Annotated in this window: 22 protein-coding genes; 7 read left to right on the forward strand and 15 right to left on the reverse strand. The window is 60.6% G+C overall.

Features of this window, described 5'->3' with window-relative positions:
- Positions 1 to 11: 11 nt before the first annotated feature.
- From AC6I6H_RS11920 to AC6I6H_RS11930, 3 genes are all read right to left on the reverse strand, one after another.
- Complete coding sequence (locus AC6I6H_RS11920) at positions 12 to 926, reverse strand: selenium metabolism-associated LysR family transcriptional regulator (RefSeq protein ID WP_497954013.1); 915 nt, start codon at positions 924 to 926, stop codon at positions 12 to 14.
- 124 nt (positions 927 to 1,050) lie between these two features.
- Entirely contained in the window at positions 1,051 to 1,488 is a 438-nt protein-coding gene (locus AC6I6H_RS11925; protein WP_497954014.1) for a hypothetical protein, read from the reverse strand.
- Positions 1,489 to 1,612: 124 nt separating this feature from the next.
- Entirely contained in the window at positions 1,613 to 1,876 is a 264-nt protein-coding gene (locus AC6I6H_RS11930) for a YlbG family protein (protein ID WP_497954015.1), read from the reverse strand.
- 53 nt (positions 1,877 to 1,929) lie between these two features.
- On the opposite strand from AC6I6H_RS11930, the gene AC6I6H_RS11935 reads away from it, so the two are divergent.
- Positions 1,930 to 2,934: an asparaginase gene (locus AC6I6H_RS11935; protein ID WP_497954017.1), complete on the forward strand. Its 1,005-nt coding sequence runs from the start codon at positions 1,930 to 1,932 to the stop codon at positions 2,932 to 2,934.
- Positions 2,935 to 3,079: 145 nt separating this feature from the next.
- On the opposite strand, the gene AC6I6H_RS11940 is transcribed toward AC6I6H_RS11935, so the two are convergent.
- The 5 genes from AC6I6H_RS11940 to AC6I6H_RS11960 form a co-directional block, all read right to left on the reverse strand.
- Complete coding sequence (locus AC6I6H_RS11940; protein ID WP_497954086.1) at positions 3,080 to 3,502, reverse strand: YlbF/YmcA family competence regulator; 423 nt, start codon at positions 3,500 to 3,502, stop codon at positions 3,080 to 3,082.
- Between the two features lie 126 nt (positions 3,503 to 3,628).
- Positions 3,629 to 5,590, reverse strand: a complete 1,962-nt coding sequence (locus AC6I6H_RS11945) for a hypothetical protein (protein WP_497954019.1) — start codon at positions 5,588 to 5,590, stop codon at positions 3,629 to 3,631.
- Positions 5,587 to 7,242, reverse strand: coding sequence for a DNA repair helicase XPB (locus AC6I6H_RS11950; protein ID WP_497954020.1), 1,656 nt, complete (start codon positions 7,240 to 7,242; stop codon positions 5,587 to 5,589). Before AC6I6H_RS11950 ends, AC6I6H_RS11945 begins: the two co-directional genes overlap by 4 nt.
- 238 nt (positions 7,243 to 7,480) lie before the next feature.
- Positions 7,481 to 7,912, reverse strand: coding sequence for a CBS domain-containing protein (locus AC6I6H_RS11955; protein WP_497954021.1), 432 nt, complete (start codon positions 7,910 to 7,912; stop codon positions 7,481 to 7,483).
- Positions 7,913 to 7,974: 62 nt separating this feature from the next.
- Positions 7,975 to 9,156: a M20 metallopeptidase family protein gene (locus AC6I6H_RS11960; protein WP_497954022.1), complete on the reverse strand. Its 1,182-nt coding sequence runs from the start codon at positions 9,154 to 9,156 to the stop codon at positions 7,975 to 7,977.
- Between the two features lie 223 nt (positions 9,157 to 9,379).
- On the opposite strand from AC6I6H_RS11960, the gene ftsW reads away from it, so the two are divergent.
- Complete coding sequence (gene ftsW / locus AC6I6H_RS11965) at positions 9,380 to 10,597, forward strand: putative lipid II flippase FtsW (protein WP_497954023.1); 1,218 nt, start codon at positions 9,380 to 9,382, stop codon at positions 10,595 to 10,597.
- 48 nt (positions 10,598 to 10,645) lie between these two features.
- On the opposite strand, the gene AC6I6H_RS11970 is transcribed toward ftsW, so the two are convergent.
- Positions 10,646 to 11,032 (reverse strand): Asp23/Gls24 family envelope stress response protein, encoded by a 387-nt coding sequence (locus AC6I6H_RS11970; RefSeq protein WP_497954024.1) that lies wholly within the window; start codon positions 11,030 to 11,032, stop codon positions 10,646 to 10,648.
- A gap of 166 nt (positions 11,033 to 11,198) precedes the next feature.
- On the opposite strand from AC6I6H_RS11970, the gene cax reads away from it, so the two are divergent.
- Positions 11,199 to 12,260 (forward strand): calcium/proton exchanger, encoded by a 1,062-nt coding sequence (gene cax, locus AC6I6H_RS11975; RefSeq protein WP_497954088.1) that lies wholly within the window; start codon positions 11,199 to 11,201, stop codon positions 12,258 to 12,260.
- A 117-nt stretch (positions 12,261 to 12,377) separates the two neighbouring features.
- On the opposite strand, the gene AC6I6H_RS11980 is transcribed toward cax, so the two are convergent.
- The 3 genes from AC6I6H_RS11980 to AC6I6H_RS11990 all read right to left on the reverse strand — a co-directional run bounded on the left by AC6I6H_RS11980 (position 12,378) and on the right by AC6I6H_RS11990 (position 15,159).
- Entirely contained in the window at positions 12,378 to 12,665 is a 288-nt protein-coding gene (locus tag AC6I6H_RS11980; RefSeq protein WP_497954025.1) for an Fpa/YlaN family protein, read from the reverse strand.
- A gap of 187 nt (positions 12,666 to 12,852) precedes the next feature.
- Positions 12,853 to 13,095, reverse strand: coding sequence for an HPr family phosphocarrier protein (locus AC6I6H_RS11985; protein WP_497954027.1), 243 nt, complete (start codon positions 13,093 to 13,095; stop codon positions 12,853 to 12,855).
- Between the two features lie 129 nt (positions 13,096 to 13,224).
- Positions 13,225 to 15,159 carry a sensor domain-containing diguanylate cyclase gene (locus tag AC6I6H_RS11990; RefSeq protein ID WP_497954028.1) on the reverse strand — a complete coding sequence of 645 codons (1,935 nt, stop codon included), beginning with the start codon at positions 15,157 to 15,159 and terminating at the stop codon, positions 13,225 to 13,227.
- Positions 15,160 to 15,510: 351 nt separating this feature from the next.
- Between AC6I6H_RS11990 and rpsD the strand changes: the two genes are divergently transcribed.
- The gene (rpsD, locus tag AC6I6H_RS11995) at positions 15,511 to 16,113 is read left to right on the forward strand and encodes a 30S ribosomal protein S4 (RefSeq protein ID WP_497954030.1); all 603 of its coding nucleotides are present in this window, start codon (positions 15,511 to 15,513) and stop codon (positions 16,111 to 16,113) included.
- Between the two features lie 64 nt (positions 16,114 to 16,177).
- Here rpsD and AC6I6H_RS12000 read toward each other — a convergent pair whose 3' ends face one another.
- Positions 16,178 to 16,867 carry a response regulator transcription factor gene (locus tag AC6I6H_RS12000; RefSeq protein WP_497954031.1) on the reverse strand — a complete coding sequence of 230 codons (690 nt, stop codon included), beginning with the start codon at positions 16,865 to 16,867 and terminating at the stop codon, positions 16,178 to 16,180.
- Positions 16,864 to 18,015: a sensor histidine kinase gene (locus AC6I6H_RS12005; protein WP_497954033.1), complete on the reverse strand. Its 1,152-nt coding sequence runs from the start codon at positions 18,013 to 18,015 to the stop codon at positions 16,864 to 16,866. The genes AC6I6H_RS12000 and AC6I6H_RS12005 overlap by 4 nt, the downstream gene beginning before the upstream one ends.
- Positions 18,016 to 18,211: 196 nt before the next feature.
- Here AC6I6H_RS12005 and AC6I6H_RS12010 point away from each other — a divergent pair, with 196 nt between their 5' ends.
- The 3 genes from AC6I6H_RS12010 to AC6I6H_RS12020 are packed head-to-tail and all read left to right on the forward strand — an operon-like array spanning position 18,212 to position 21,490.
- On the forward strand, positions 18,212 to 19,147 hold the full coding sequence (locus AC6I6H_RS12010; RefSeq protein ID WP_497954035.1) for an ABC transporter ATP-binding protein: 936 nt from the start codon (positions 18,212 to 18,214) through the stop codon (positions 19,145 to 19,147).
- Positions 19,148 to 19,158: 11 nt separating this feature from the next.
- The gene (locus tag AC6I6H_RS12015) at positions 19,159 to 20,325 is read left to right on the forward strand and encodes an ABC transporter permease (protein ID WP_497954036.1); all 1,167 of its coding nucleotides are present in this window, start codon (positions 19,159 to 19,161) and stop codon (positions 20,323 to 20,325) included.
- A complete protein-coding gene (locus AC6I6H_RS12020; protein WP_497954037.1) occupies positions 20,318 to 21,490 on the forward strand; it encodes an ABC transporter permease in 1,173 nt (390 codons plus the stop codon). Before AC6I6H_RS12015 ends, AC6I6H_RS12020 begins: the two co-directional genes overlap by 8 nt.
- Positions 21,491 to 21,654: 164 nt before the next feature.
- On the opposite strand, the gene tyrS is transcribed toward AC6I6H_RS12020, so the two are convergent.
- Positions 21,655 to 22,917, reverse strand: a complete 1,263-nt coding sequence (gene tyrS, locus AC6I6H_RS12025) for a tyrosine--tRNA ligase (RefSeq protein ID WP_497954038.1) — start codon at positions 22,915 to 22,917, stop codon at positions 21,655 to 21,657.
- Positions 22,918 to 23,307: the final 390 nt, after the last annotated feature.

Raw genomic sequence — 23,307 nt, forward strand, 5'->3', positions numbered from 1 at the left:
CATTCATTTGGTCAAGACAGCCAGCGGGAAAGCTCGCCGTCCCGGATAAAGGTCATGAACGTAACCGCAGGCAGCGGCAAAAGCGCCGCCCGCAGGCATACCGAATAAAAGCTCCGGGCAAAGCGGACGTTGTTCACCTCGCGCACCTGCAGCACGCCAAGCGCGACTTCATGCTTGACGGTGGAGGCCGATATGATGGACAGTCCGAGCCCCGCTTCAACCGCCGACTTGATCGCACCCGTGCTTCCCATTTCCATGGCGATCGGAAGCTCGGCCGGGTCGTATCCCGCCTCCCGGAGCGAATCCTCCACCACGCGGCGCGTGCCGGAGCCCGGTTCCCGGGTGACAAACGGATAGTGGTAGAGGTCTTCGGGGTCCACCTTCTTTTTTCGGAGAAGCGCATGCCCGCGCGGGAGCACCAGGACCAGCTCGTCGTTCAGAATCGGCTCCACCTTGATGTCCGGGTGCTGAACCGGCGCCTCCACAATGCCCATATTCAGCGTATGGCCCAGCACTTCCTCAATGATCTGGGCCGTGTTCATCACCTTCATGCTGACGGTGATATGCGGGAATTCCCGGTTGAACGGTCCGAGCAAACGCGGGAGCACGTACTCTCCCACCGTAAGGCTCGTTCCCAGCTCCAGCTTGCCCTTGAGTTCACGGGTAAAGCGGGACATCTCCTGCTCCGTTTCCGTCATCAGGTCCACGATTTTTCTGGCGTACGGAAGCAGCGCGCGGCCGGCATCGGTCAGCTCCACCATCTTGGGGGTGCGCCGGAATACCTTTGCGCCGAAATGATCTTCCATGGTCTGGATTTGCATGGTCACCGCCGGCTGCGTCATATGCAGGGCCGCTGCGGCGGCGGAGAAGGTGCCTTTTTGGGCAACCGTATAAAAGATATGTAATTGATGGAAGCTGAGCGCCATCGCCTGTCCCTTCTTCCCGATTATACCATGTTTGCGGCGAGTGCTTCCGCCTGGAAAAGTAAAACGCGCGTCCGGGGACGCGCGGGTCAGCGGCAACGCCCGCGGGCGGTCCGGCTGTGTTCCGTTACTTGCGTTTGCGGCCGTTCTTGATCAGCGTCATCCGGCGTGAGTGGCGCAGCCAGGAATAATAGGAGCGCAAATCCCGCAGCTCGATATTCTCCGACATGCGTCCGAGAAACGTGACCACAATCATCTTGTGCAGCGGATTTCCCGCAATGTCCGTCTCTTTGTCAAGCTGGCCGAATTCGGCCACAAGCACCAGGTCGTCGTCCACAAGGAAAACTTCCTGTTCGTTCTTGTAATACGGTTTTACATTGGAGCTCTTCAACTTCTCCCATAAAAATGAGCAGATATCGGAGAACCCGGTTTTGTCAGGCTCCACGCGGTCCGACCAGCGCATGCGGGCATGGTGGGTGATCACGATGTCGGCGATTTTCTTGTCTCCCAGCTCCACATAAAACGGTTCATAAGTGCTCCATCGACCCATGGCTTTATCCTTCATGCGCTCCTGTCCTCCTTCGCTCACAAAAACAGGACTTAAAGGCTATACTGTAAAGACCATTGTACCGCAAATTGACCGATTTTCCAATTCCTTTCGCTTCCCGGGATGACCCTTTTCCAAAAATTTAGAGGGAGTAAAACCGGGTTTTGTCCGGAACGTTTTTTTCATATTCGGTTTTGATGTCCTTGCGGAACGATCTCTCTACCTTTTTGACGTATGGGAGGCGCTGGAGGTTGCGCATCGTTTCATCCAGCTTTTCGGCGTGAATGTACATCGCTACATAATTCATGCGTTTTGAGATATAATGGACCGTGCCGTATTTTTCAAGATTTTTGGCCGGCTTGGTGTCGCTCACCCAAACAATCAAGCCGCATCTTTCCGTAAACATGCTTCATTCTCCTCACTTGGACCATGATTTTGCACATCGATGGAGGTTTCATTATGTCAGCTCAACATTTGGTCGGCGTTTACCGGGGCGGGAGGCTGGAAAGCGCCCACTGCGGCCATCTTGCGGCGGTCGGCGCCGACGGCCGGCTTCTTGCCGGATACGGCGACCCGGACCGGCTCACCTACGCGCGCTCGGCGGCCAAACCGCTGCAGGCGGTCGCCGTGGTCGAAGCCGGAGCGGCCGACAAGTACGGCTTTACCGACGCCGAGCTGGCGCTGATGTGCGCTTCGCACAACGGAGAGGCCTACCATGTCGCTTTGGCGGACGCCATGCTCCGTAAACTGGGGCTTTCGGAGGAGGCCCTCCTGTGCGGCCCGCACGACCCTTTCCGCAAGGAAGCGGCGGACGCGCTGAAGGCGGCCGGAGCGGCTCCCCGCGCGCTGCACAACAACTGCTCCGGCAAACATGCCGGCATGCTGGCCCTTGCCCTTGCGGAAGGCGATCCGACGGAGGGCTATCCGGCGCCCGGGCATCCCGTGCAGCGCCGCATGCGGGAAACCGTCGGCTCGCTCGCCGGCGTCGCGCCGGCGGATATTCCGCTGGGCACGGACGGCTGCGGCGTGCCGGTCTTCGCTCTCCCGCTCGCGGCGCTTGCCGGGGCGTTCGCCCGGCTGGGCCGTCCCGACGGGCTGCCGGACGAACGAGCGGAGGCCTGCCGCCGCATCGTCGCCGCCATCCGCCGGTATCCCGAGGCGGTTGCCGGCTCCGACCGGTACGACACGCAGCTCGTGCAGGCAACCGGAGGCCGGCTGATCGGCAAGATGGGGGCGGAAGGCGTTTTCGCCGTTGCATATCCGGAGCAAGGAGCCGGACTCGCTCTCAAAATTGAAGACGGAGCCGGCCGTGCGCTGTACCCCGCCGTGACGGAAGCCCTGCTCCAGCTGGGCTGGCTGACCGTTGAGGAAGGCGCCGCTCTGGAGGGCTTCCACCGGCCCGCCCTGCGCAACTGGCAGGGCACCCGCGTCGGCGAAATCGTTCCGGAATTCCGTCTTTCGTAACCCATCTTCCTGCACGACAGGCCGCGGCTTTTGATAAGCCGCGGCTTTTCTGTTGCAGCTGCGGCTCGCCGGGCGGCTCATTCCGCCTGACGCGCGACATTCCGCTGCACCTGTCAAAGCGAACGGCAAAAGCCGTCCGCGTACGTCAGCCGCACTTCCCGCTGCAGGAGCCTCCGGAGGAGCAGCCGCCCGAGCAGCCGCCTGCGTCCGCATCGCTGCCCGGTACTTTGACGCTGTCCGACACGGCGCGCGCAATCGTTTCGGCCACATCGTGCAGCAGGCGGTCAAGACAGCTTTCCGCTTCCTTATACAGCCGGATGGATTCGTTCGCCTCCAGCTCCTGCCGGGCCTGCTCGGCCTCCTCCAGCGCCCGGTGGTAATCCGGGTGGAAGTGCCCAAACCGCTCCGCCTCTTCGAAAAGCTCTTTTTTCCGCGCAAACCCGCGGATCAGCGCTTCCGCGTCGGGATCGCGCCGCAGTTGTTCCTTGCGGTATAAATACTCCGCCGCTTCGGCGGAGGATTGAATCCAGTCTCCAAGCTCGTACGCCCTGTCCATCAGCTCCATCATATCCAAAGCCTCGGGGGCGTCTGTGCGGTACAGGCGATCGGCCGCTTCAACGACGGCGTCTGTTTCGCCGTGCGAAATTGCGATCGGTTCCATAGGTGTATGTGTCCCCTCCCAAGCAATAAAATCCTATTCATCATACCATGAAATGCCCGGCTCCGGTAATAGAATCTGCGCCCTGGCCCAATGTTTTGCGGCCAAAACCGTCCGTTCCCCCTTCTCCAGACAAACGAGCCCCGGTTCTCCATCCGTATCCTCGAGCGCAAGCGGCAGAACGGTCCGCCGTCCTTCCGCCCCCTCCAGAAGCAGGAAGGTTTTCCACCTGCGGGCTTGCTCCATTATCCCAAGCACGGTGGAGAGATGGTAAACCCGAAGCTCTTTGGTCCAGGCGGACGGGGTGCCGCGCAAGCCCGGAAACAAATCCTCCGCACGGGGAATGCCGGTTTTCAAGGAGGTGCCGGCCGCGTCGCTGCTATAAAAAGAAGAAAGCGAAGCCGGACCGCCTGCGGGCAAAAGCCTCGGGACCGGTTCCGCTCCGTTCTCGGCTTTTTTTTCTTCTATATCCCCTATTTCCGCCGCTGCCGTCCGCCGCCCGTCCCCGCCGCAAGCTGTCTTCCATTTTTGCGACCACTCCGCGGCTGCATTCCGCACCGGTTCCGGAACACCGGTTTCGGCATGCGCTTCCAACAGCCCGATCAGCTCCTCCGGATCTCTGCCCGCCCCCAGCGCCCTCTCCCAGGAGGCCGGGGTGAGCAGACGAACCCCTTTCCGGCCGGGGCCTTTGGCGGGCTCCGCAGCCAGCTCCACCTCCCACAGCGCGGCCAGGTCGTCCGTCCGCGTCAGCCACAGCTCAAAATCCGGCTGAATGAACCAGACGGTTTTGCCGATGCGGCCTTCCGGTTCGCGGCCGGCGGGGAAACGATCGTACTTGGAAGGACAGGCAGAGTCCGGTCCATCCGCCGCCGCTCCTGGCTTCCCCGTCTCCTCCATCCAAAAGGGCGCCGCCAACCGAAACCGGACATCGCCCTCCAGCGTTTCCTCCGCCTCGGCCCAGCCCCACCTGCAAAACGCAGGCAGAACCTGCTCCCGCAAAGCCGTTTCCGCCGTGCCGGACACGCTGCCCCCAAAGTCCCCGAAAGCCGCAAACGGCCGGCTTGGGTCGATCACAAGGCCTGTACATGCCGGCGCCAGCCAAATAAAATGGCGGATCATCGGATCGCGCGGCAGGCACCGGTCGGAAAAACAAAAATAAAGCGCCGCTTCCCGCGCTTCATAAGGAAGCGCCGCCCAGGCCGACAGCCGCTCCGGGGAGACGCGCAGCCGCCCGTCCGCCCGCTGCAGCAGCCCCAGCTCCTCGGCGGCTTCCGCCAGAAACGCCGCCTCGCCGGTTCCCGCTTCCCCCGGCGCAAGGACGGTCTGCAAAGAGCGAAGCTGCCGGGCGGAAAGCTTGCCCGCCCGGGTAAGGCGCAGCGGGCTCAAGGCGGCCTCGGCCAGCAGGCGAAGGAGCCAGTCCCCCGCGCCGCTGCCCGGCTCGCGGGCTGCCGCGTGCTGTTCCGCCGGCGGAGCAGCGGGGAGTCCCAGCTCCGCGTACGCACGCCGCAGCGCGGACGGCTGCAGCGCATAACGCGGCGGACCGTCCTCCGGCGCGAGGACGGCCAGATCGCCGGAGCGGCGAAGCAGGATGCAGCCAAGCGCCGCTTCGGCTCCCGAAAAGCCGCGCCGGAGCGCCTCGCTCTCCAGCTCCGCCCCGCGGAACCGGCCATCGGCAAAGCATTCCGCCGCCAGATGGAGCACCCGCCGGGCAACATCGGCACCGGGAGGAGATGCTGGCCGCGTATGCTCCCCGTGGCCGGCGGGAGGGAAAGCCCCCGCTGTTCCTCCCGTTTCCCGGCCTTGCCCGCCTGCCGTTGCCTCCTTCGCTTTCACCCGGTCAAGGCCGGGCCTGTCCGGCTTGGCGGTCTCGGCCCTCCACAATTCCAGGCCCCTGCCGTCCGGCACAAAGCCATCCGCGGTTCCGTTCGGCCGTGCGGTTCGGCTCTGCACGGTTCCTGCCCTATCCCGGGCCGGGTCCGTTCCCGTTTTTGCTGTCACGCCTCCGGCTCCTCCTCGCTGATGTCGTAGCTGTACCCCTGCCCCGCCAGAAAAAGCCTGCGGCGCATGGAAAAATCCTGCTCCACCGTGTCCTTGCTGACCAGCGTATAAAAGTACGCCGTTCCGCCGTCCCTCTTCGGCCGCATGACGCGGCCGACCCGCTGGGCCTCCTCCTGCCGCGAGCCGTAGCTGCCGGACAGCTCGATGGCCACCTCCGCCTCCGGAAGATCGACCGCAAAATTGGCCACTTTGGATACGACAAGAAGCCGGACACGTCCTTCCCGGAACTCCCGGTACAGCCGTTCCCGCTCGGCCTGCGGCGTCTGGCCCGTGATCAGCGGAGCGCCGGTCAAATCCGCCGCCGCGCGAAGCTGGCCCAGATAGTGGCCGATTACCAGTGCAGGCCGTCCCGGATGGCGGGCCAGCAGGTCGCGGGCCGCCAGCAGCTTGCGCGGGTTTTCGGCCGCCATGCGGAAACGGGCGGCCGGTTTGGCCGTCTCGTAGCGCGGCCAGGCCTCTTCAGGCAGCGCAATCCGCCATTCCGCCGCCCGCACCGGCGCTACATGGCCGTCTTGCTCCAGCGCCCGCCAGGGAAGCTCATAGCATTTGGGTCCGATGAGCGAAAACACATCTTCCTCGCAGCCGTCCTCCCTTACCAGCGTCGCTGTCAGGCCAAGCCGCCGGGTCGCCTGGATATCCGCTGTCGCCCGAAAAACGGGCGCCGGGAGCAGATGGACTTCATCGTAAATGATCAGCCCCCAGTCCCTTTCCGTAAACAGCTTGAGGTGCCGGAACGGCTCCTGTTTGCTTTTCCGGTGGGTCAGTATTTGATAGGTGGCCACGGTGACCGGCCGCACCTCCTTTGCTGCGCCGCTGTATTCGCCGATCCGCTCGGGAGGCAGATCAGTCCAGGCGGCAATCTCCCGGATCCACTGGCGCACCGAAGCCGCGTTTGGCGTCAGTACCAGCGTGGCGCAGCTGCAGCGGGCCATCACCGCAAGGCCGACCAGCGTTTTGCCGCTCCCGCAAGGAAGGACAACGACACCGCTCCCCCCGGCTTGTCCGCCTTCCCGGCAGAAGGAATCGGCCGCCTCCAGCTGGTATGGACGAAGCGAAAAGCCCTGTTCCCCGTATCGCAGCCGCAGGGGAAGCGCCTCCCCGGCATGATAGCCGGCTTCGTCCGCAACCGGAAACCCGTGACGGGCCAGCTCCCGTTTGATCCCCCCCCGGTGCGCTGGCAAAAGCTCCGCCTCCGCGGCGCCGATCCGGGTCAGAAGCTCCCCGACGGCGGGAAACCGCAACAGCCGCTCCAGCCAGCCGCCGTCTTTCGCGGCAAGAATCAACCGGCCGTCCCGGCTTTCCATGCGATAAAGGCCGTACCGGCCCATTTCCCGTTCGATAAGCAAACGAAACGCAGAAGGGAGCGGTCCGCCGCCGAACCGCTCCAGTCCCTGAACCGCCTCCGCCGCCGTCCGCCCCTGTGCGGCCGCCGCCCATAACGAGCAGGGCGTCAGGCGGTAAACGTGCAGCCGCCCGGGAGTTTTGCCGAGCTCCGCGTAGCCGCCCAGAAAACGGCGGGCATCCTCCGCCTCCTCATGCCCGGCATCCAGCAAAACCGTTCCGTCCGCCCGGAAGATGAGCGCTCCACTCACTGGATTCCCTCCGATCTTTTTCACCATTATTTCCAGAGCGGCCGGTTTTCCATACGGGGAACCTCCGGGAACGCCAGACGGAAAACGGCCCCTTTCCCGTTACGGTCCCTCAGGAACGCAGCAAGAAAGAAGCCGACGCCTTGCCGGCCGTGCGTGGCTCTGTAGGCTTCGCTCTCCTGCCGGCCCCGGCACAAATAAAAAAAGCCGCCGGCAGCCGGGCGGCTTGTACCAACAGGTTTTAATGCGTGATGCTCGCATAAGGCTCGGAAATATTGCCCAAAGCGGCTCCGGCCTCTTCCATAAGCACATGGCGCACGGCAAGGTCGCCAAGCGCGACAACGCCGGCCAGCCGGCCGTCTTCCATCACAAGCACCCGGCGAATCTGCTTTTCGGCCATGATCCGGGCGATATCGTCCACGGACGTATCCCCGTCGATCGTTACGGCGCCTTGCGTCATAACGTCTCCGATCGCCGTGGAACCCGGGTTTTTGTTCCCGTAGCCGCGGATCGCCAGGTCCCGGTCGGTGACGGTTCCTACCGGCTTTCCGTTATCCAGCACGGGCAGGAACCCGATGTTATGCTCCTTCATCAGCACCGCCGCTTCGAAAATATTATCCTTCAGCGTCACCACGGCCACCGATTTCGTCATGATTTCTTTTGCTTTTTGCACGGGCTTCCCCCTCCGCTTGTCGAATTTCGGGTACGGGGTTAGTATGCCCGGGCGGCCGGCCCCTACTCGCGCCCGGCCGCCAGCCGGTTTAGGGCGGCGGTGCAAAGCACCTTCGCAGCCGTTCCGATCGATTCCTCGGCCAGGTCAAACATCGGATGGTGATGGGCGTAATCCGCCCCCGGCCCGCCCGCGCCGACAAACAGAAAGCTGCCCGGAACCTCCTGCAAGTAGTAAGAAAAGTCCTCCGCCGCCATCATTGGCTCGGGCCGGCCGTCCACCGCCGCGCCGCCCAGCACTTCGCGGGCTGCGGCCAGCAAAAATTCCGTTTCGGCCGGATCGTTTACCAACGGAGGGTACCCCATTTTGTAATCGAGTGAATAAACCGCTCCGAACATCCCGCAGGTGTGGGCGATGATCTCTTCCACCCGTTCGCGCGCGAGCTTTCGTGTGGCTTCGTCAAACGTGCGAACCGTCCCCTTCATCCGGGCATGGTCCGCAATGATGTTGAAGCTGTTGCCCGCTTCGAGGCAGCCGACGGTCACAACGGCGGGATTGACCGGGTTCAGGCTGCGGCTGACAACGGTCTGCAGATTGACGATCAGATGCGCGCCGACCACCAGGCTGTCGACCGTTTTGTGCGGGAGGCCGCCGTGGCCGCCGAGTCCCCGGATCTCCAGCTCGAATTCATCGGCCGCGGCCATCACCGCACCGCTTTTGGTCGCCGCCGTGCCCGCCGCAAGAGGTGTCCACAAGTGAAGGCCGTAGATGGCATCCACGCCCTCCAGAACGCCGTCCCGGATCATGTCTTTGGCGCCGCCCGGCGTAATCTCTTCCGCCGGCTGAAAGATAAATTTAATGTTCCCCGCCAGGCTTTTCCTAAAGCCCCACAGGTATTTGGCCGCCCCCAGCAGGGCGGCCGTGTGCCCGTCGTGCCCGCAGGCATGCATGACGCCCGGAACCCGGGAAGCATAAGCGCAGCTCTTCTCGTCTTGAATCGCCAACGCATCCATGTCCGCCCGTAGGGCGACCGTCGGGCCGGGCCGCGCGCCGCGGAGCAGCGCCGTAACGCCGTAGCCTCCGACCCGTTCACGCGTTTCCAGCCCGAAGCCGTCCAGCTTTTCCTTGATCCAGCGCGATGTTTTTTCTTCCCGGAACGAGAGCTCCGGGTTTTGATGCAGGTATCTGCGCCATTCGATCATTTCCGGAAGGAGACCGTCCAGTCCCTTTTCGATTTCCGCCTTCATTTCCCGGTCTCTCCCCTGTCTTTTATTTCAACCATTCTACCATAACGCGCGTTCCGGCGCCCTTCCGCTCCGGCAAAAAACCTTTGCGGAAATCCGGCCGGGGCGGCTTGCGCACGCCACTGAAACATACTATCATTACTCTACAGCAGTATTTTACGGGAGGCACCGCCATGACGGATCGATTTGCCGGCCCGCCCTCAAGGGCCTCGGCGGGGACAAGCCAATGAGCCGACCACGCCGCAACGCGCCGGATTTCCTTTTTCTTTTTCTGACCGTTCTATTAACCGCTTTCGGTTTATTAATGATGTACAGCGCGAGCTCGTCCGTCTCTTCCTATGATTTCAACACCTCGACAACCTTTGTAAAAACGCAAGCCATCGCCATCGGACTCGGGTTTGTCGGCATGATCATCCTGATGAATCTGCATTATTCGAAGCTGCGCAAGCTCGTTTTCCTGTTTTGGGCGGGGACGCTCGGACTGCTCGTTCTGGTGCTGCTCATCGGCAACGGCGACGAAGTCGGAGCCCGCAGCTGGATCGACCTCGGGCCGATGAACCTGCAGCCGTCGGAGCTGGCCAAGCTGGCGCTTGTCCTCTACCTGGCGGTTATCGTCACCAACAAAGGGGACAAAATCCAGCAGCTCAAGGGCGGGCTGATTCCCTGCCTGGTCATCCTCGGCTTTACCTCAGGCTTGATTCTGCTGCAGCCGGACTTCGGCTCGGCGATGATCTTGATTCTGGGCGCGTTCGTCATGCTTTGGATCGGCGGGATGCGCAACAAGCATCTGTTCGCCATCGGCGGACTGGCGGCCGCTGTGCTGTCCTTGTATGTCTTTCTCCCGTCTATTACGAACCCGACCGGCCATAACTACCGGCTGGAACGGTTTCTTACCTTTCAGGATCCTTGGCATGAATCACGGTATCTCGATTCCGGCTACCAGATCATCAATTCCCTGTACGCCTTCGGACACGGCGGGTTGACCGGTGCGGGCATCGGGAACAGCATCCAGAAGCTGCACTTCCTCACCCAGTCGCACAGCGACTTTATTTTCTCGATCATCGGGGAGGAGCTTGGCTTTTTGCTGACGGCCCTTTTCCTGATCGTGTACGCCCTGTTTATCTGGCGCGGCATCCTCGTTTCGCTCCGCTGCCCGGACAAGTTCGCGTCTCTCGCGGGCGTCGGCATCATGGCGATGATCGGCGTACAGGCGCTTATCAACATGCTCGGCGTCACAAACACCATTCCGATGACGGGGGTCACGCTTCCGCTGATCAGCTACGGCGGCTCCTCCGTTCTCGTAACGCTCGCCTCTTTGGGCATCGTGCTCGGCATTTCCCGCGAGCAGGCCGCTTCCTCCAAAAAACGAACCCGCTCCGCCGAGCAGCCTCCCGCGCCCGTGCTCCGTCCGGTAAAACGCGCCGCATCGAAAAGGGAACTGTAACCGTGCCGTATCAAACGGCCGGTACAGTTCCCTTTTGCGTTGGCTGTTTTACCGCAGCCGGGCAGGTTCCTCCGCGGGCTCTTCCTCCCGGTCCCGGACGGAAACGCCTTCCACCTTGACGTTGACCTCGACGACCCGGAGGCCCGTCATGTTCTCCACCGCTTCCCGCACATTGAGCTGCAGTTCACTGCATACATCCTGAAACCGATATCCGTACAGCACAATGACGCGGAGGTCAATCGCGGCTTCCAGCTGCCCGACTTCCACGGACACGCCTTTCTGGGCGTTTTTTCCGCTCAGCCGTTTGGCCAGTCCTTCGGAAATCCCGCCCGACATGGCCGCGATTCCCGGCGTATCGATGGCCGCCATGCCCGCGATGGTCGCCACCACATCATCGGATATTCGGATGAAACCAGATTGTTCTTGTTCGTCCATGCAGCTCACTCCCTTTCGTTAGCTTTATTATAATAATTTCCTTTGCGGTCAGTCAACGAATGAAGCCGTCAATCGGAGAGGGCCCCGCATTGCCTCCGGCGATCCGATTGATTAGAATAAGATGGATGTGCCATCATACCGAAACGGGGGAACAGTTGTGGTTGCAATCAAGAAGTACGGATTCACGGGGGGACTCCTGGTCAGCTTTGCGCTGGCGGCCACGGCCCATTTTGCCGGGTTCAACACCACCCTGCAGTTCGTTTTGTCCTGCATTGCCATTGTATTTGTCGCCGGCTTCCTGGGCAAAGCGACGGAAAGCGTAGCGCACTATGCGGGCGAGCGGATGGGCGGTTTCCTGAACGCCACCTTCGGCAACGCCGCCGAACTCATTATCGCCATCATTCTGATCAAAGATGCCGTGAACGGCAAGCCGGAGCTGTTTGAAATCGTCAAGGCCAGCATCACCGGCTCGATCATCGGCAATCTGCTGCTCGTGCTGGGCCTGAGCGTGCTGGTCGGCGGCCTGAAGTACAAGGAGCAGCGCTTCAACGAGAACATGGCTTCGCACAACTCGTCCCTGATGCTGCTCGCCGTAATCGCCTTGTTCCTGCCTGCAATTTTTCACAAGGACATCACCGGCATCCACATGAACGAATTCAGCCTCATCGTGGCCGGGGTTCTGATCGTCGCTTATTTCCTCTGGCTGATCTTTTCCATGGTCACCCACAAAAACGAGCTGTCCGAAGAACAGATCGAGCATGGCGAAGCCGCCTGGTCGAAAGGGCGCTCCATCCTTTATCTGGTTGTGGCCACCGTCCTTGTCGCCGTCGTCAGCGAATGGCTGGTCAGCAATGTCGAAGCCGTCACCGAACGGTTCAACCTTTCGGAAATTTTCGTCGGCGCCTTCCTGATCGCGATCATCGGCAACGCGGCCGAACACTCCGCCGCCATCCTGCTCGCGCTCAAAAACAAAATCGGCGCTTCGGTGGAAATCGCCGTCGGCAGCGGGCTGCAAATCGCCCTGTTTGTCGCTCCGGTGCTCGTGTTCGTCAGCTTTTTCATGGGGCAGGAGATGGACCTGATCTTCACCCTGTACGAACTGGCGGCCATCGGCGTCGCTTCGCTGATCGCCATCTCCATTTCGCGGGACGGGCGAACCCACTGGTACGAAGGGGTTTTGCTCCTTGCCGTTTATATCATCCTCGGCATCGCCTTCTTCTTTGTGTGACGCCAAAACCGCGCCCGTCTGCCGGGGGTTCCCGAAGGCGGGCTTTTCTATGCCCATAAATGCAAAAATGCAGCATTCCCCAACAGGATTGCTGCATCATGAACGAGTACGCGGGTATTATTTCGAAACGTTCAGCGCCTCATAAAGAAGGGCCAGGTTCCGCTCCAGCTTGCTGAGCAGGTTTCTGCCCACGCCTTCGGAGATCAGCCCCGCCCGCACGGCAAAGTCCACCTCGCGGGACAAACCGTACATCTGGGTGTCCAGCACTTCCTCGTAGAGCGGACACTGCCGGGTGGTTAAGTTCTCCATTTGGACCTCGATCAGTTTTTCAATCTTTTGGGCGTCTTCGTGGAGAAGCGACAGTGCCTTCTCGTTCAACCCCAGCATCAGATCGGATGAAGACATCCGGGCACCCCCTATCCGTTAACCCATTCTAGTTCCTTGCTTAACCCTATATTAGTCGAAAACGGCCGGTTGCACAAGGGAATGTGCGCCTTCCAGCCGCGTTCGAACCCGCCGGCGCTCGCTGCGAAATGAAAAAAGCATCCGGGAAGGATGCTTTGCCGCCGCGGAACGCGCGGACGGAAATCTCTTATTCCGTAATTACGTTGACAGCCAGGTTGTGTTTGGCAAACACTTCCTGCATCGCCTTCTTGGCTTCTTCCGCATCCTGCCCGTGGATGTGCAGGTCATAGTTTCCGCTCGTCAGCAGCGTGGTGAACAAGCCGAGGATGCTTTTTACATCGATGTACTTGTTGTCGTACTGAAGAACGATGGAAGAACGGAATTGATTGGCGGTTTGCGAAATTTCTACGACAGCGGCATTATTCGTCATCTGTAATCCCTCCAAAAGGTTGGTTAAGACGTATTATTTTATTCGTTCGTGACTAAACCCATGATACAATGTAAGCGCCCTCTTCGCAACCTGCATTTTCCGGATTCCGCCAGCGGTTCCTGCGCCCCGTTATCCGAGCTGCGTGCGGTTTTTGCCTTCCCTCTTTGCGCGATACAGCGCCATATCCGTCCGGTAGAACAGCTGCTCGACGCTCAAATTGCCGTCTCCCGGGCGCCAGTCCGAAACCCCGCAGGAGACCGTTACGGAAGGATCGGTTACCGCCGCGACCCGCTCCCGGATGCGTTCGGCGATTTCCCCCGCCTCGGCCGCCTCCGTTCCCGGCAAATAGACAGCAAGCTCCTCTCCGCCCCAGCGCGCCGCGATATCCTCCTTCCGGATCCCGGCGAGAATCGTTTGCGCCACCCGTACCAGCACCGCGTCTCCGGTCTGATGGCCGTGCGTATCGTTGATGCTCTTGAAATTGTCAATGTCCACCAGGATTAAAGAACCCCCGTCACCCGAGCTTTGATGCTGGTTGATCTGATCGTCCAGGTACCTCCGGGTGTAAAGGCCGGTCAGGTTGTCCGTCACTACCATCCGGCGCACCTCCGCATGCAGAGAGGCGTTGGCGATGGCAAGCCCGATCGGCGCGGACAGCACGAAGAGGAGCTTGTAGTTTTCATAGGTAAAGAAATTCGGCTTCCGCTGGGCGATCAGGATAATGCCGACGACTTCCCCGCTTACAAAAATCGGCGAGGCGATCAGCGACTTGGCCCCGGTCCGCTTCATCAGCTCCGACTCAATAGGGCATTCCTTGCTGTAATCGGACACGATAACCGGCTCCTTGGAGCGCAGGACGACACCCGACAAGCCCTGCTCGAACCCGAACCCCGCTCTGTTCATTTCTTCGACGTTGCAGGCCTGGACCACGAGCTGTCCGCGCGCCGGCTCAACGGTCAGAATGCAGCAGTAATCGGCCCGGAAAATATCCAGCAGCTCCGTCATCGCATATTGAAAAATATCGGAAAGCTTCAGGCTTTGGTTGATCCGCTGGGTCAGTTCATTGATCAGGCGCAGCTCGTTGATCAGAATGTTCGACTGCTCGTACAGCTTTCCGTTCTCGAAAGCGGCTCCCGCCGCCGTCGTGATCATGCTGACGTGGCGCAGGTCGGAGGCGGAAAAGCCGCGCTCGCCGGAGTGCAGGTGAAACACGCCGTAAACGCCCTGCTTTCCCGACAAGGGGACCGCAAGCTCGGAATAATGCTCCGCTTCCGGCGGATAAACGGCCGGCTGCCCCAGCATAAAGGCGCGCGTGCACAGCTCGTTGTTGGCATTGAAAATATTCATCGGCTTGACGGGCAGCCCGGTGCCGGGAACATCCTGGCTGAAGAGCAGATCAAGGCTTGCTTCCGGAAAGAAATCCTGCACCTGATAGAACATTTCGGATAAAATCGTCTGCACGTCGATCAGCGAAAACAGCTTCTGGATCGACCGGAACACCGCTTCCTTCTTATGAAACTCCGTCTCCGCGAGAACCTGCAAATTCTCAAGCTCCTGGCTCCGGCTCTTTTCTTTCTGGGCGGCCAGACAAGGCATAAAAAACGGCGCGGTGCGGCTCAAAAGCTCCTCGCAACCCGCCTGCCTGCTGCACGCGACCAATGCCGCCGAAACCGAACCGTCGAAACCGCGCAGAGGGACCGCGGCCATCCCTTCAAAGGCGGCCGGCTCTCCCGTCATGGCCGCCAGCTTCAGGAGCGTAAGCGCCGGCCCTTCCCGTTCCAGCATCCAGCTTTCCGACGGGGCGTAAAACCCCGGCTGTCCGTCCATTACACAGATAGCAAGCGGGGTCCCGGCCTCATTGCCCAGCGCGAGCCAGCCGTTAAAAGCCGGTTCCGCCGCGCCGACGCAGCTCATCCACCCGCGAAACGCATCCGTCCACATGCGTTCGGAGAGCGGACCGTCCGGCGCCAGAAGCGCATACCGCGGCGCTTGGGCCATCATGGTCGTTCCGGCGTCGCCGGCCCCGTTTGCGGGGGGAACCGCCGCGCCGATATCGTCTTTCATTCCGAGCACTCCTCTTGATCCGTTATCTTCCTTATCATACTATGATTAATAGGGAAACGCACGAGATTCCTTGCGGTCCGGCGCGCGCAGCGGCGGCAAAATTTTGCTGCCGGGGACTTGACACGGCATAGGCCGTTCCGATAGAATTAATTGTTGTTTGAACGTGGAATTTTTCCCGTTCTCTTGTTGACAAAGCGTGTCACCCTCACTGATTTTGTCGCCTGCGGGACAGCGGCTGAACTTTCCTGCCGGGAAGGCAACTTCGAAGACAAAGTCAGGCACGCCGAAGCAGCAAACGCATGACCTTGAACCGCAAGAACCAAAATTGACATCCAAAGGAGCAATTGATACATGTCCCGTTACACTGGACCGAAATTCAAACTCAGCCGCCGCGTAGGCATCTCCCTCAGCGGAACCGGCAAAGAACTGGCAAAACGCGCTTATCCGCCCGGACAACACGGCAACAACCAGCGCCGCAAAATCTCCGGCTACGGCCTGCAGCTGCTCGAAAAGCAAAAGCTGCGCCACATGTACGGCTTGAACGAAAAGCAATTCCGCAACCTGTTTGACAAAGCTTCCAAGATGAAAGGGATCTCCGGCGAAAACTTCATGTTCCTGCTGGAAAGCCGTCTGGACAACCTGGTTTACCGTCTTGGCTTCGCGAACACCCGCGCCGGCGCCCGTCAGCTCGTTTCCCACGGACACGTGACGGTAAACGGCCGCAAGGTCAACATCGCTTCCTACACGGTTAACGTAGGCGACGTGATCGGACTGCGCGAAAGAAGCCGCAACCTGGCTTCCATCAAGGACGCTCTTGCCGGCCGCAACCACATCCAAGGCTACCTGGATTTCAACGAGCAAGCGATGGAAGGCAAGTACATCCGTCTTCCGGAACGCGCCGAGCTGTCCCAGGAAATTGACGAAAAGCAAATCGTCGAGTTCTACAGCCGTTAATCTCTCGACCAAACCTAAAGCTGCTCCCTCGGGAGCAGCTTTTTTTGCGTCTTTGCCAAAGCGGTTACCCGCGCTTCCAATAAAAAATCGCCAGCTGGGTGCGGTCCCGCAGCGACAGCTTGCCGAGAATGTCCGTCAAGTAATTTTTGACCGTCCCTTCGCTTAAATACAGCGCGCCCGCAATTTCCCGGTTGGTCATGCCGTCCGCGACCTTCCGCACAATTTGCTTTTCGGCCGCCGTCAGCCCGAGCCCTTCCAGCCGGTCCTCCGCAAAAGAATCGCCCTTCCCCTCCCCGGAGCTTACGGCATTCCCCGGAGATACCGCCGGCACCGGCTGCAAAAAGCCGGCCAGCTTGCGGGCGACGTCGGGATGAATCAGCATGCTGCCCTGATGGACGGTGCGGATGCCCTCGGCAATGCGGCCGGGCGGAATATTTTTCAGCATGTAGCCGTTTGCGCCATTTTTTAGCGCCTGCAAAATGTATTCATCGTCGTCAAACGTCGTCAGGATCAGGATGGCCACGCCCGGATGGGCTTGCTTGATCCGCCGCGTCCCCTCCACCCCGTCGCAAACCGGCATGCGGATGTCCATCAGAACGACGTCTACCGCCGCTCCATCCATTTCAAGGAACCGGAAGGCTTGCTCTCCGTCCGCACAAGTACCGGCTACCTCCAGATCCTCCTGCATCGCCAAAATCAGGCTCAAGCTTTCCCGAATAAACGGGTCGTCGTCAACCAAAAGCACCCGAATCATCCCGTGTCCTCCTCTGCGGCGCGGCGCGGAAGCGACGTGATGATGCGGAACCGCTCCCCGAGCTCCACCCGCACCTCGCCTCCAAGCACCGCCGCTCTTTCCTCCATGCCCCGGATTCCGATGCCCCGGACAACCCCATCCCCTTCCGGCAGCATGCCGCTGTTTTCCACCGAAAATTCAATCCGTCCCGGCTCCAGCCGGAGCCGGACCCAAATTTCCTGGGCGCGGCCATGCCGGACGGCGTTTGCAATCGCCTCGCGGGCGTTGCGGAACAGCAGCACCTCTTCGCTGGGATATAACTCATAGCCCAACCCTTGCGTCTCAAAATGAACCTGCACCCCGACGGAGCTTCCGAAATCGGCGACCAGCCGGGTCAGCGAATACTGCCGGATCAAAGCGTCGTCGGGCTTCAGCTTGCGCACCGTGGCGCGCATGGACTCCATCGTGTCCGCAAGCTGGTCGCGCACCTGCCGGACCAGCCCGGCTCCCTTGTCCTCCTTGTCCTGCTGAAGCTCGGCGGCCGCATCCATCATCAGCTTCAGCCGGATCAGCTTGTGGCCGAGCTCGTCGTGAATTTCACGCGATATCCGGTTCCGCTCTTCCACCTGCGCCGCTTTCTCCACCCGCTTGGCGTATTCGAGCAGCCGGTTCCTGGATTCCTTCCACTCGCTGCGTTTGCCGCTCATTTCGTGGATCAGCGCGTCGTCCTCGTTCCGCTTCCGGTCCAACTCGAGCACCAGTCCGGTAAGCCAGAACAGCACAAGCGCAAACAGATTGGCCATAAAATAAAGCCCGATTTCCCCGTCCAGCGCCCCGTTCATCGCGGCGAGCGTCCCGGCGAGAAGCAGAAGCCGGAGGCGGCCGTCAAGCCGGACAAAGCCGGTCGGCAGCGCAGCCGCAGGCAGGCAGATCCACATCAGCCCGCCGAAACGGATCAGCAGCAGCGCGGCTGTTCCGATCTCCGCGGCGGACAGCAAAAAGCCGGCCGGACCGGGAAGAGGCCGGTCGATCAACCGGCAGAAAAACAAATAAACCAGCATCACCATTATGAAATGGCTCGGTTTACCGATCTCGCCCGTATACACGGTTCCGACAGCGGAAGCGGCGATGAGCAGATACCGAAGCCAGGCAAGCTGCTGCAGCGGCATGGCGGGCACGTCCTTTTGGATGAAGGCATCGGAAAGCTTTTGGTGCCATTATAGCACAGGAGGAACGGCCCGGACCGGAACGGACATTCGAATATGACGAAAGTCACCCGCAAAACGGTGACTTCTTCTACCTTCCGCCACGGGGAAGCTCCGGTATGATGAAAGCAAAGGTCGTAATCGAAAGGTAGTGACGGCAGTGAGCATTGTTGAGTTGAAGGAAGTATCCAAACGGTACGGCACCCACATGTCGGTGGATCACCTGACGCTGCGCATCGAGGAAGGGGAAGTGTTCGGTCTGCTGGGACCGAACGGAGCCGGCAAGAGCACGACGATCCGGATGATCTCCGGCTTGCTGAAGCCTTCCGGCGGAACGGCAAGCGTCAGCGGCTTTCATGCGGGAAAGGACGCCCTGGAGGTAAAGCGGGTCATCGGGCTGGTGCCGCAGGAATTGGCCATTTACATGTCCCTGACCGCGCGGGAGAATGTTACCTTCTTCGCCCGCCTGTACGGCCTCCGCGGAAGCGAGCTGAAGCGCCGGGTCACCGAAGCGCTTGAATTCGTCGGGCTGGCGGAGCACCAGAACACAAAGGCGGAGCAGTATTCCGGCGGCATGAAGCGGCGATTGAACATCGCCTGTGCCATCGCGCACCGGCCCAAGCTCGTGATCATGGACGAACCGACAGTGGGCATTGACCCGCAATCGCGGAATCATATCCTGGAGAACGTAAAGGAATTGAACCGGATGGGCTCTACCATCCTCTACACGAGCCACTACATGGAAGAAGTGGAGGCCATCAGCACCCGGGTCGGCATTCTCGATCATGGCGAGCTGATCGCTCTCGGCACCAAGGAGGAACTGATCCGGCAGGTCGCCGGTCAGGAAAAGCTTGACGTAGAGGTGGCCCAGGTCGATCCTGAAGCGCTGGAGGAGCTGCGCAGCCACCCCCGGATCGAAGCCGTCGCCGTGGATGGCACGACCATCCGCCTTCAGCTCGCCTCCGCCCAAAGCTATCTTCAGGATGTCCTGTACATTCTGTCCAAGCACCAGGTATCCATCCAGTCCATCGTCCGCAACGAACCCAACCTCGAATCGCTGTTTCTGGCCCTGACCGGCCGGACCTTGCGGGATTAGGGGGGATACCGATGGCGCTCTTTACCATTGCGATAAATGAAGTCAAACGGATGTTCCGGAACCGGAGCGTCCCGATCCTGACGCTGCTTCTGCCGCTGCTGCTCATTTTCATTCTGGGGACCGCCCTGTCCGGAATGTTCGCCAATGAGCGGGAGGTCGAGCCTGTCCGGCTGGCTCTTTATTCGGCCGATGCCAGCCCCGCCACGGCGGAGAGTGTAAAATCGCTCTCCCGCGAGCCTGCGTCCAGTTATGTGACGGTCGTCCCCGCCGCATCGGAAGAGGAGGTTATCCGCCTGCTGCGCGACGGGGACGCGGACTACGGCGTTTCGGTTCCCGCAGACTTCGCGGCGGCCGTCGCGGAGGGCCGGAAAGCAACCTGGGAGCTTTACCCCGGCGCTTCCTCCCTCAAAAACGTGACGGCGGAAATCGCGCTGCGCGGCATTCTGGATTCCTGGAACTCCGCCCGTGCGGCCGCCATGAGCGGCATCCCTATTGAGCAGGCTCTGCACGAGGCCGGCCACGCCGGGCCGGCGGCTTCCGCCCGGGTGGAGAACGGCAGGCTCGGAGGAGCCCAGGAAGCTCCTTCCGCCATGCAGTATTACTCCTCCACCATGCTGATTATGTTTCTCCTCATGACCGGTGTCGGGGCGGGCGTCAGCCTCGCCATGGAACGGGAAAATCACACCTTGGAGCGCCTCTACTCCATGCCGCTCAGCGCCGACACCATCGTGTTCGGAAAGCTGCTGGGAAGAACCGGTTTCTCCGTTTTTCAGGCGCTTGTTGTTCTGGGCTTCACCCATTTCGTCTATGGCGTCGATTGGGGAGGCAAAATCGGTCTGGTGCTGCTTGCCTGCCTGCTGTCCATTCTCTCTTCCATGAGCCTGGCCCTTATTATGAGCCTGTTCTTCAAAAAAGCCCGGACGCTCGATCCGGTGGTTTCCATGACCGTGACGGTGATGACGTTCGTCAGCGGCGGAATGGTGCCCGATGTCGGCCCTGTCATGAACCGCATCGGCGACTTCACCGTCAACCGCTGGGCGGTCGGCAGCATGACCAAAATTATGCTGGATTACGACCATACCCTGATCATGCAGAACATCGGCATTCTTGCCGCCATTACCCTCGGCTTGGCGCTCGCGGCGTTCATCGGCTATCGAAAGGCGGGATATTATGCGTAGCTTGCATATAGCGCTCAACATCATCAAACGGACCTTGGGCTCGCCCAAAGGCTTTGCCTCCACCGTGCTGCTTCCCGTCGGCGTCCTGTCGGTCATCATCATGGCTTTCGGCTCCGGCGGCAGCACCTCCTTCGGCGAGGAGGGAGCGCGTCCCGCCGTCTACTATTCGAACCTGGACGAAGGCCCGGTCGGCGCCGGTTTGATCGGCTCGCTGAAGGCCCGGGAGGCATACGACTTAAAGGAACTGCCGGATGAGAACACGCTGAAGGAAAAAGTGGTTGAGGACCGGGTGGCGGCATTTGTCGTCCCCAAGGGGTTTTCCGAGTCCTTGAATATGGGACCGGCGGAACCGCTGCAGCTTTACTTTTTATCGGAAAATGAAGAGATCGCATCGCTGCGGGCAGCACTCGGCGAAGAGTCCTCCGCGCTGGATACCGCCTCCGCCGTTCTCCGCGGGCAAGGCGCCGCGCCGGACGACCTGCAAAGCCGCCTGACGGCCTTCCTGGACGCCAAGGGGGAGCAGCCGATCGGGGCCGCTTTTGCGGATCTTGGCCTGGGCGACCGGCCCATGCTTTTCCTGGTGCTGGGATTCATCCTCATGTTTCTGATGACCTCCATTTCCCGCGCCGTCTCCATGCTGATGGAGGACCGCCGGGAGCGGACGATGGAGCGGATTTACACCGCGCCGGTGCGGAAATGGGAAATTGCCGTCGGCAATTTTCTCGGCAGCTTTCTGGTCGGCTCGCTTCAGGTTGTCGGATTTATCGCTTTCACCTACTATGTCGTCCGGTTTGATTACGGGGTGAGCTTCGCCACCCTGCTCATCGTTTTGGAATTCTTTATGCTCGCCGCACTCGGCATCGCCAGCCTGGCGGCCAGTCTGGTCCGTAACAGCAACAACCTCGGCAACCTCAACAACCTGATCATCACCCCGACCTGCATGCTCGGCGGCTGCTTCTGGCCGGTGGAATTTATGCCGGCCGCCATGCAGAAGCTGGCCTACTTCACACCGCAGTACTGGGCGATCAACACGGTGGAAAAGCTGGCCGTCGGCAATACGCTGCAGCAGGTGGCGGGGCAGCTTGGCATTCTGCTGCTGATCGCAATTGTCCTGCTGGCGTTCGGCTCGGCCGTCTTGTCTCCCGGGGCGACGGCACAGGATTAACGGCAAACGCCAAAGCGCGATGCAGAAGGCAGCCGCCGCTGTCCGCCAAGCGGCCGACGGCAAGCCGGCTGCGCCGGTTCAAGGCCTTCCAGAAACAAACAGCCGCAAACGGTGCGGGCCTCATGCCCAATACCGTTTGCGGCTGTTTAAAGTTTCATCCGGTCTTATCCTTCAAAGCGAACGAGGAAGTAATTCTTTTTGCCCTTCCGGATCACGAGGTAAGCTTCGCCGATGCGGCCGAGCTCGTCTGCGGTTTTGTTGACCTCCGTCGTTTTCACTCCGTTGACCGTGACCGCTCCGTTCTCGATATCCTGGCGGGCTTGCCGTTTGGAAGGCACCGCCTTCACCTCGACGAGCAGGTCGGCCAGCCCGATGGAACCGTCCGTGAGCGTCGTCGAAGGCACGTCCTTGAACGCTTCCTCGATTTCGCCGCGGCTCAGCTCCTGCACGTTTCCGCTGAACAGCGCCTGGGTAATGGCAACCGCGCTTTTCAGCGCTTCCCCACCGTGCACCAGCGCCGTCATCTCGGCCGCCAGCACGCGCTGCGCTTCGCGTTTTTCCGGCTGGCGCTCGACTTCCTGCTGCAGCCGGGCGATCTCCTCCTGCGGCAGGAACGTGAAGTATTTCAGGAACCGGATCACGTCGTTGTCGTCGGTGTTGATCCAGAACTGGTAGAACTGGTACGGGGAGGTTTTGTCCGCATCGAGCCACACCGCGCCGCCGGCCGTTTTGCCGAACTTGGTTCCGTCGCTTTTGGTAATGAGCGGCAGCGTCATGCCGTAGCCCCGGTTGCCGTTTGTCCGTCCGATCAGCTCAAGCCCAGCGGTAATGTTGCCCCATTGGTCGCTTCCGCCGATCTGCAGGCTGCAGCCGTGCGTTTCATTCAACTGCAGGAAATCGTAAGCCTGCAAAATCATGTAGCTGAATTCCGTAAACGAAATGCCGTTTTGAATCCGGGAATCGACCGAATCCTTGGCCAGCATGTAGTTGACGGTAAAGTTTTTGCCGACGTCGCGCAGAAAATCGATCACCGTCAGCGACCCGAGCCAATCGTAGTTGCTGACTAACCGGGCCGGGTTGGCGCGCTCCCCGGAGAAATCGAGGAAACGGGAAAGCTGGCCCTTCAGCCGGCCGGTCCATTCCTGCACCACGTCCGCCGTATTCAGCGAGCGTTCCGTCGAGCGGCCGCTCGGGTCGCCGATCATTCCGGTGCCCCCGCCGACCAGCGCGATCGGATTGTGCCCTGCCAGCTGGAACCGGCGGAGGGTCAGGATGGGCAGCAAATGCCCGATATGAAGGCTGTCCGCGGTCGGATCAAACCCGCAGTAGAGCGTGACCGCGCCTTCCTCCAGCTTTTTCTCCAGCTCCTCCCGGTTTGTCATTTGGTACACCAGTCCGCGCGACTCCAGATCCTGCAAAATATTCACTTGCCATCGACCGCCTTTCTTTATCTTGGAAAATAAAAAGAGCCTTCCTCCCAAAGGGACGAGAAGGCTCTGCTCGCGGTACCACCCTAATTAAAACGGACGATGTCCGTTTTCACTCTTCAAGGTTTAACGGGATTGCCCCGGCCGGCCGCTACTGGGTTTCGGAGCACACTCCGGGGAACCGTTCGCCGCCGCTGCTCCGGACGGTAATTCGGAACGCTTGTCCGCGCCGGTTCGCACCCCCCACCGGCTCTCTGGCACTGCTTCAAGCGACCTACTGATCGGACGGATGTCCGGTCCATCAACGCGTTTTTTCGATATGGTTTTGTTTTTTTATATCATAATCTGTCCCGCCCCGTCAAACCCTATCCTGCTAAATGGGCAATTGTG

The organism is Gorillibacterium sp. sgz306347 (assembly GCF_059735245.1).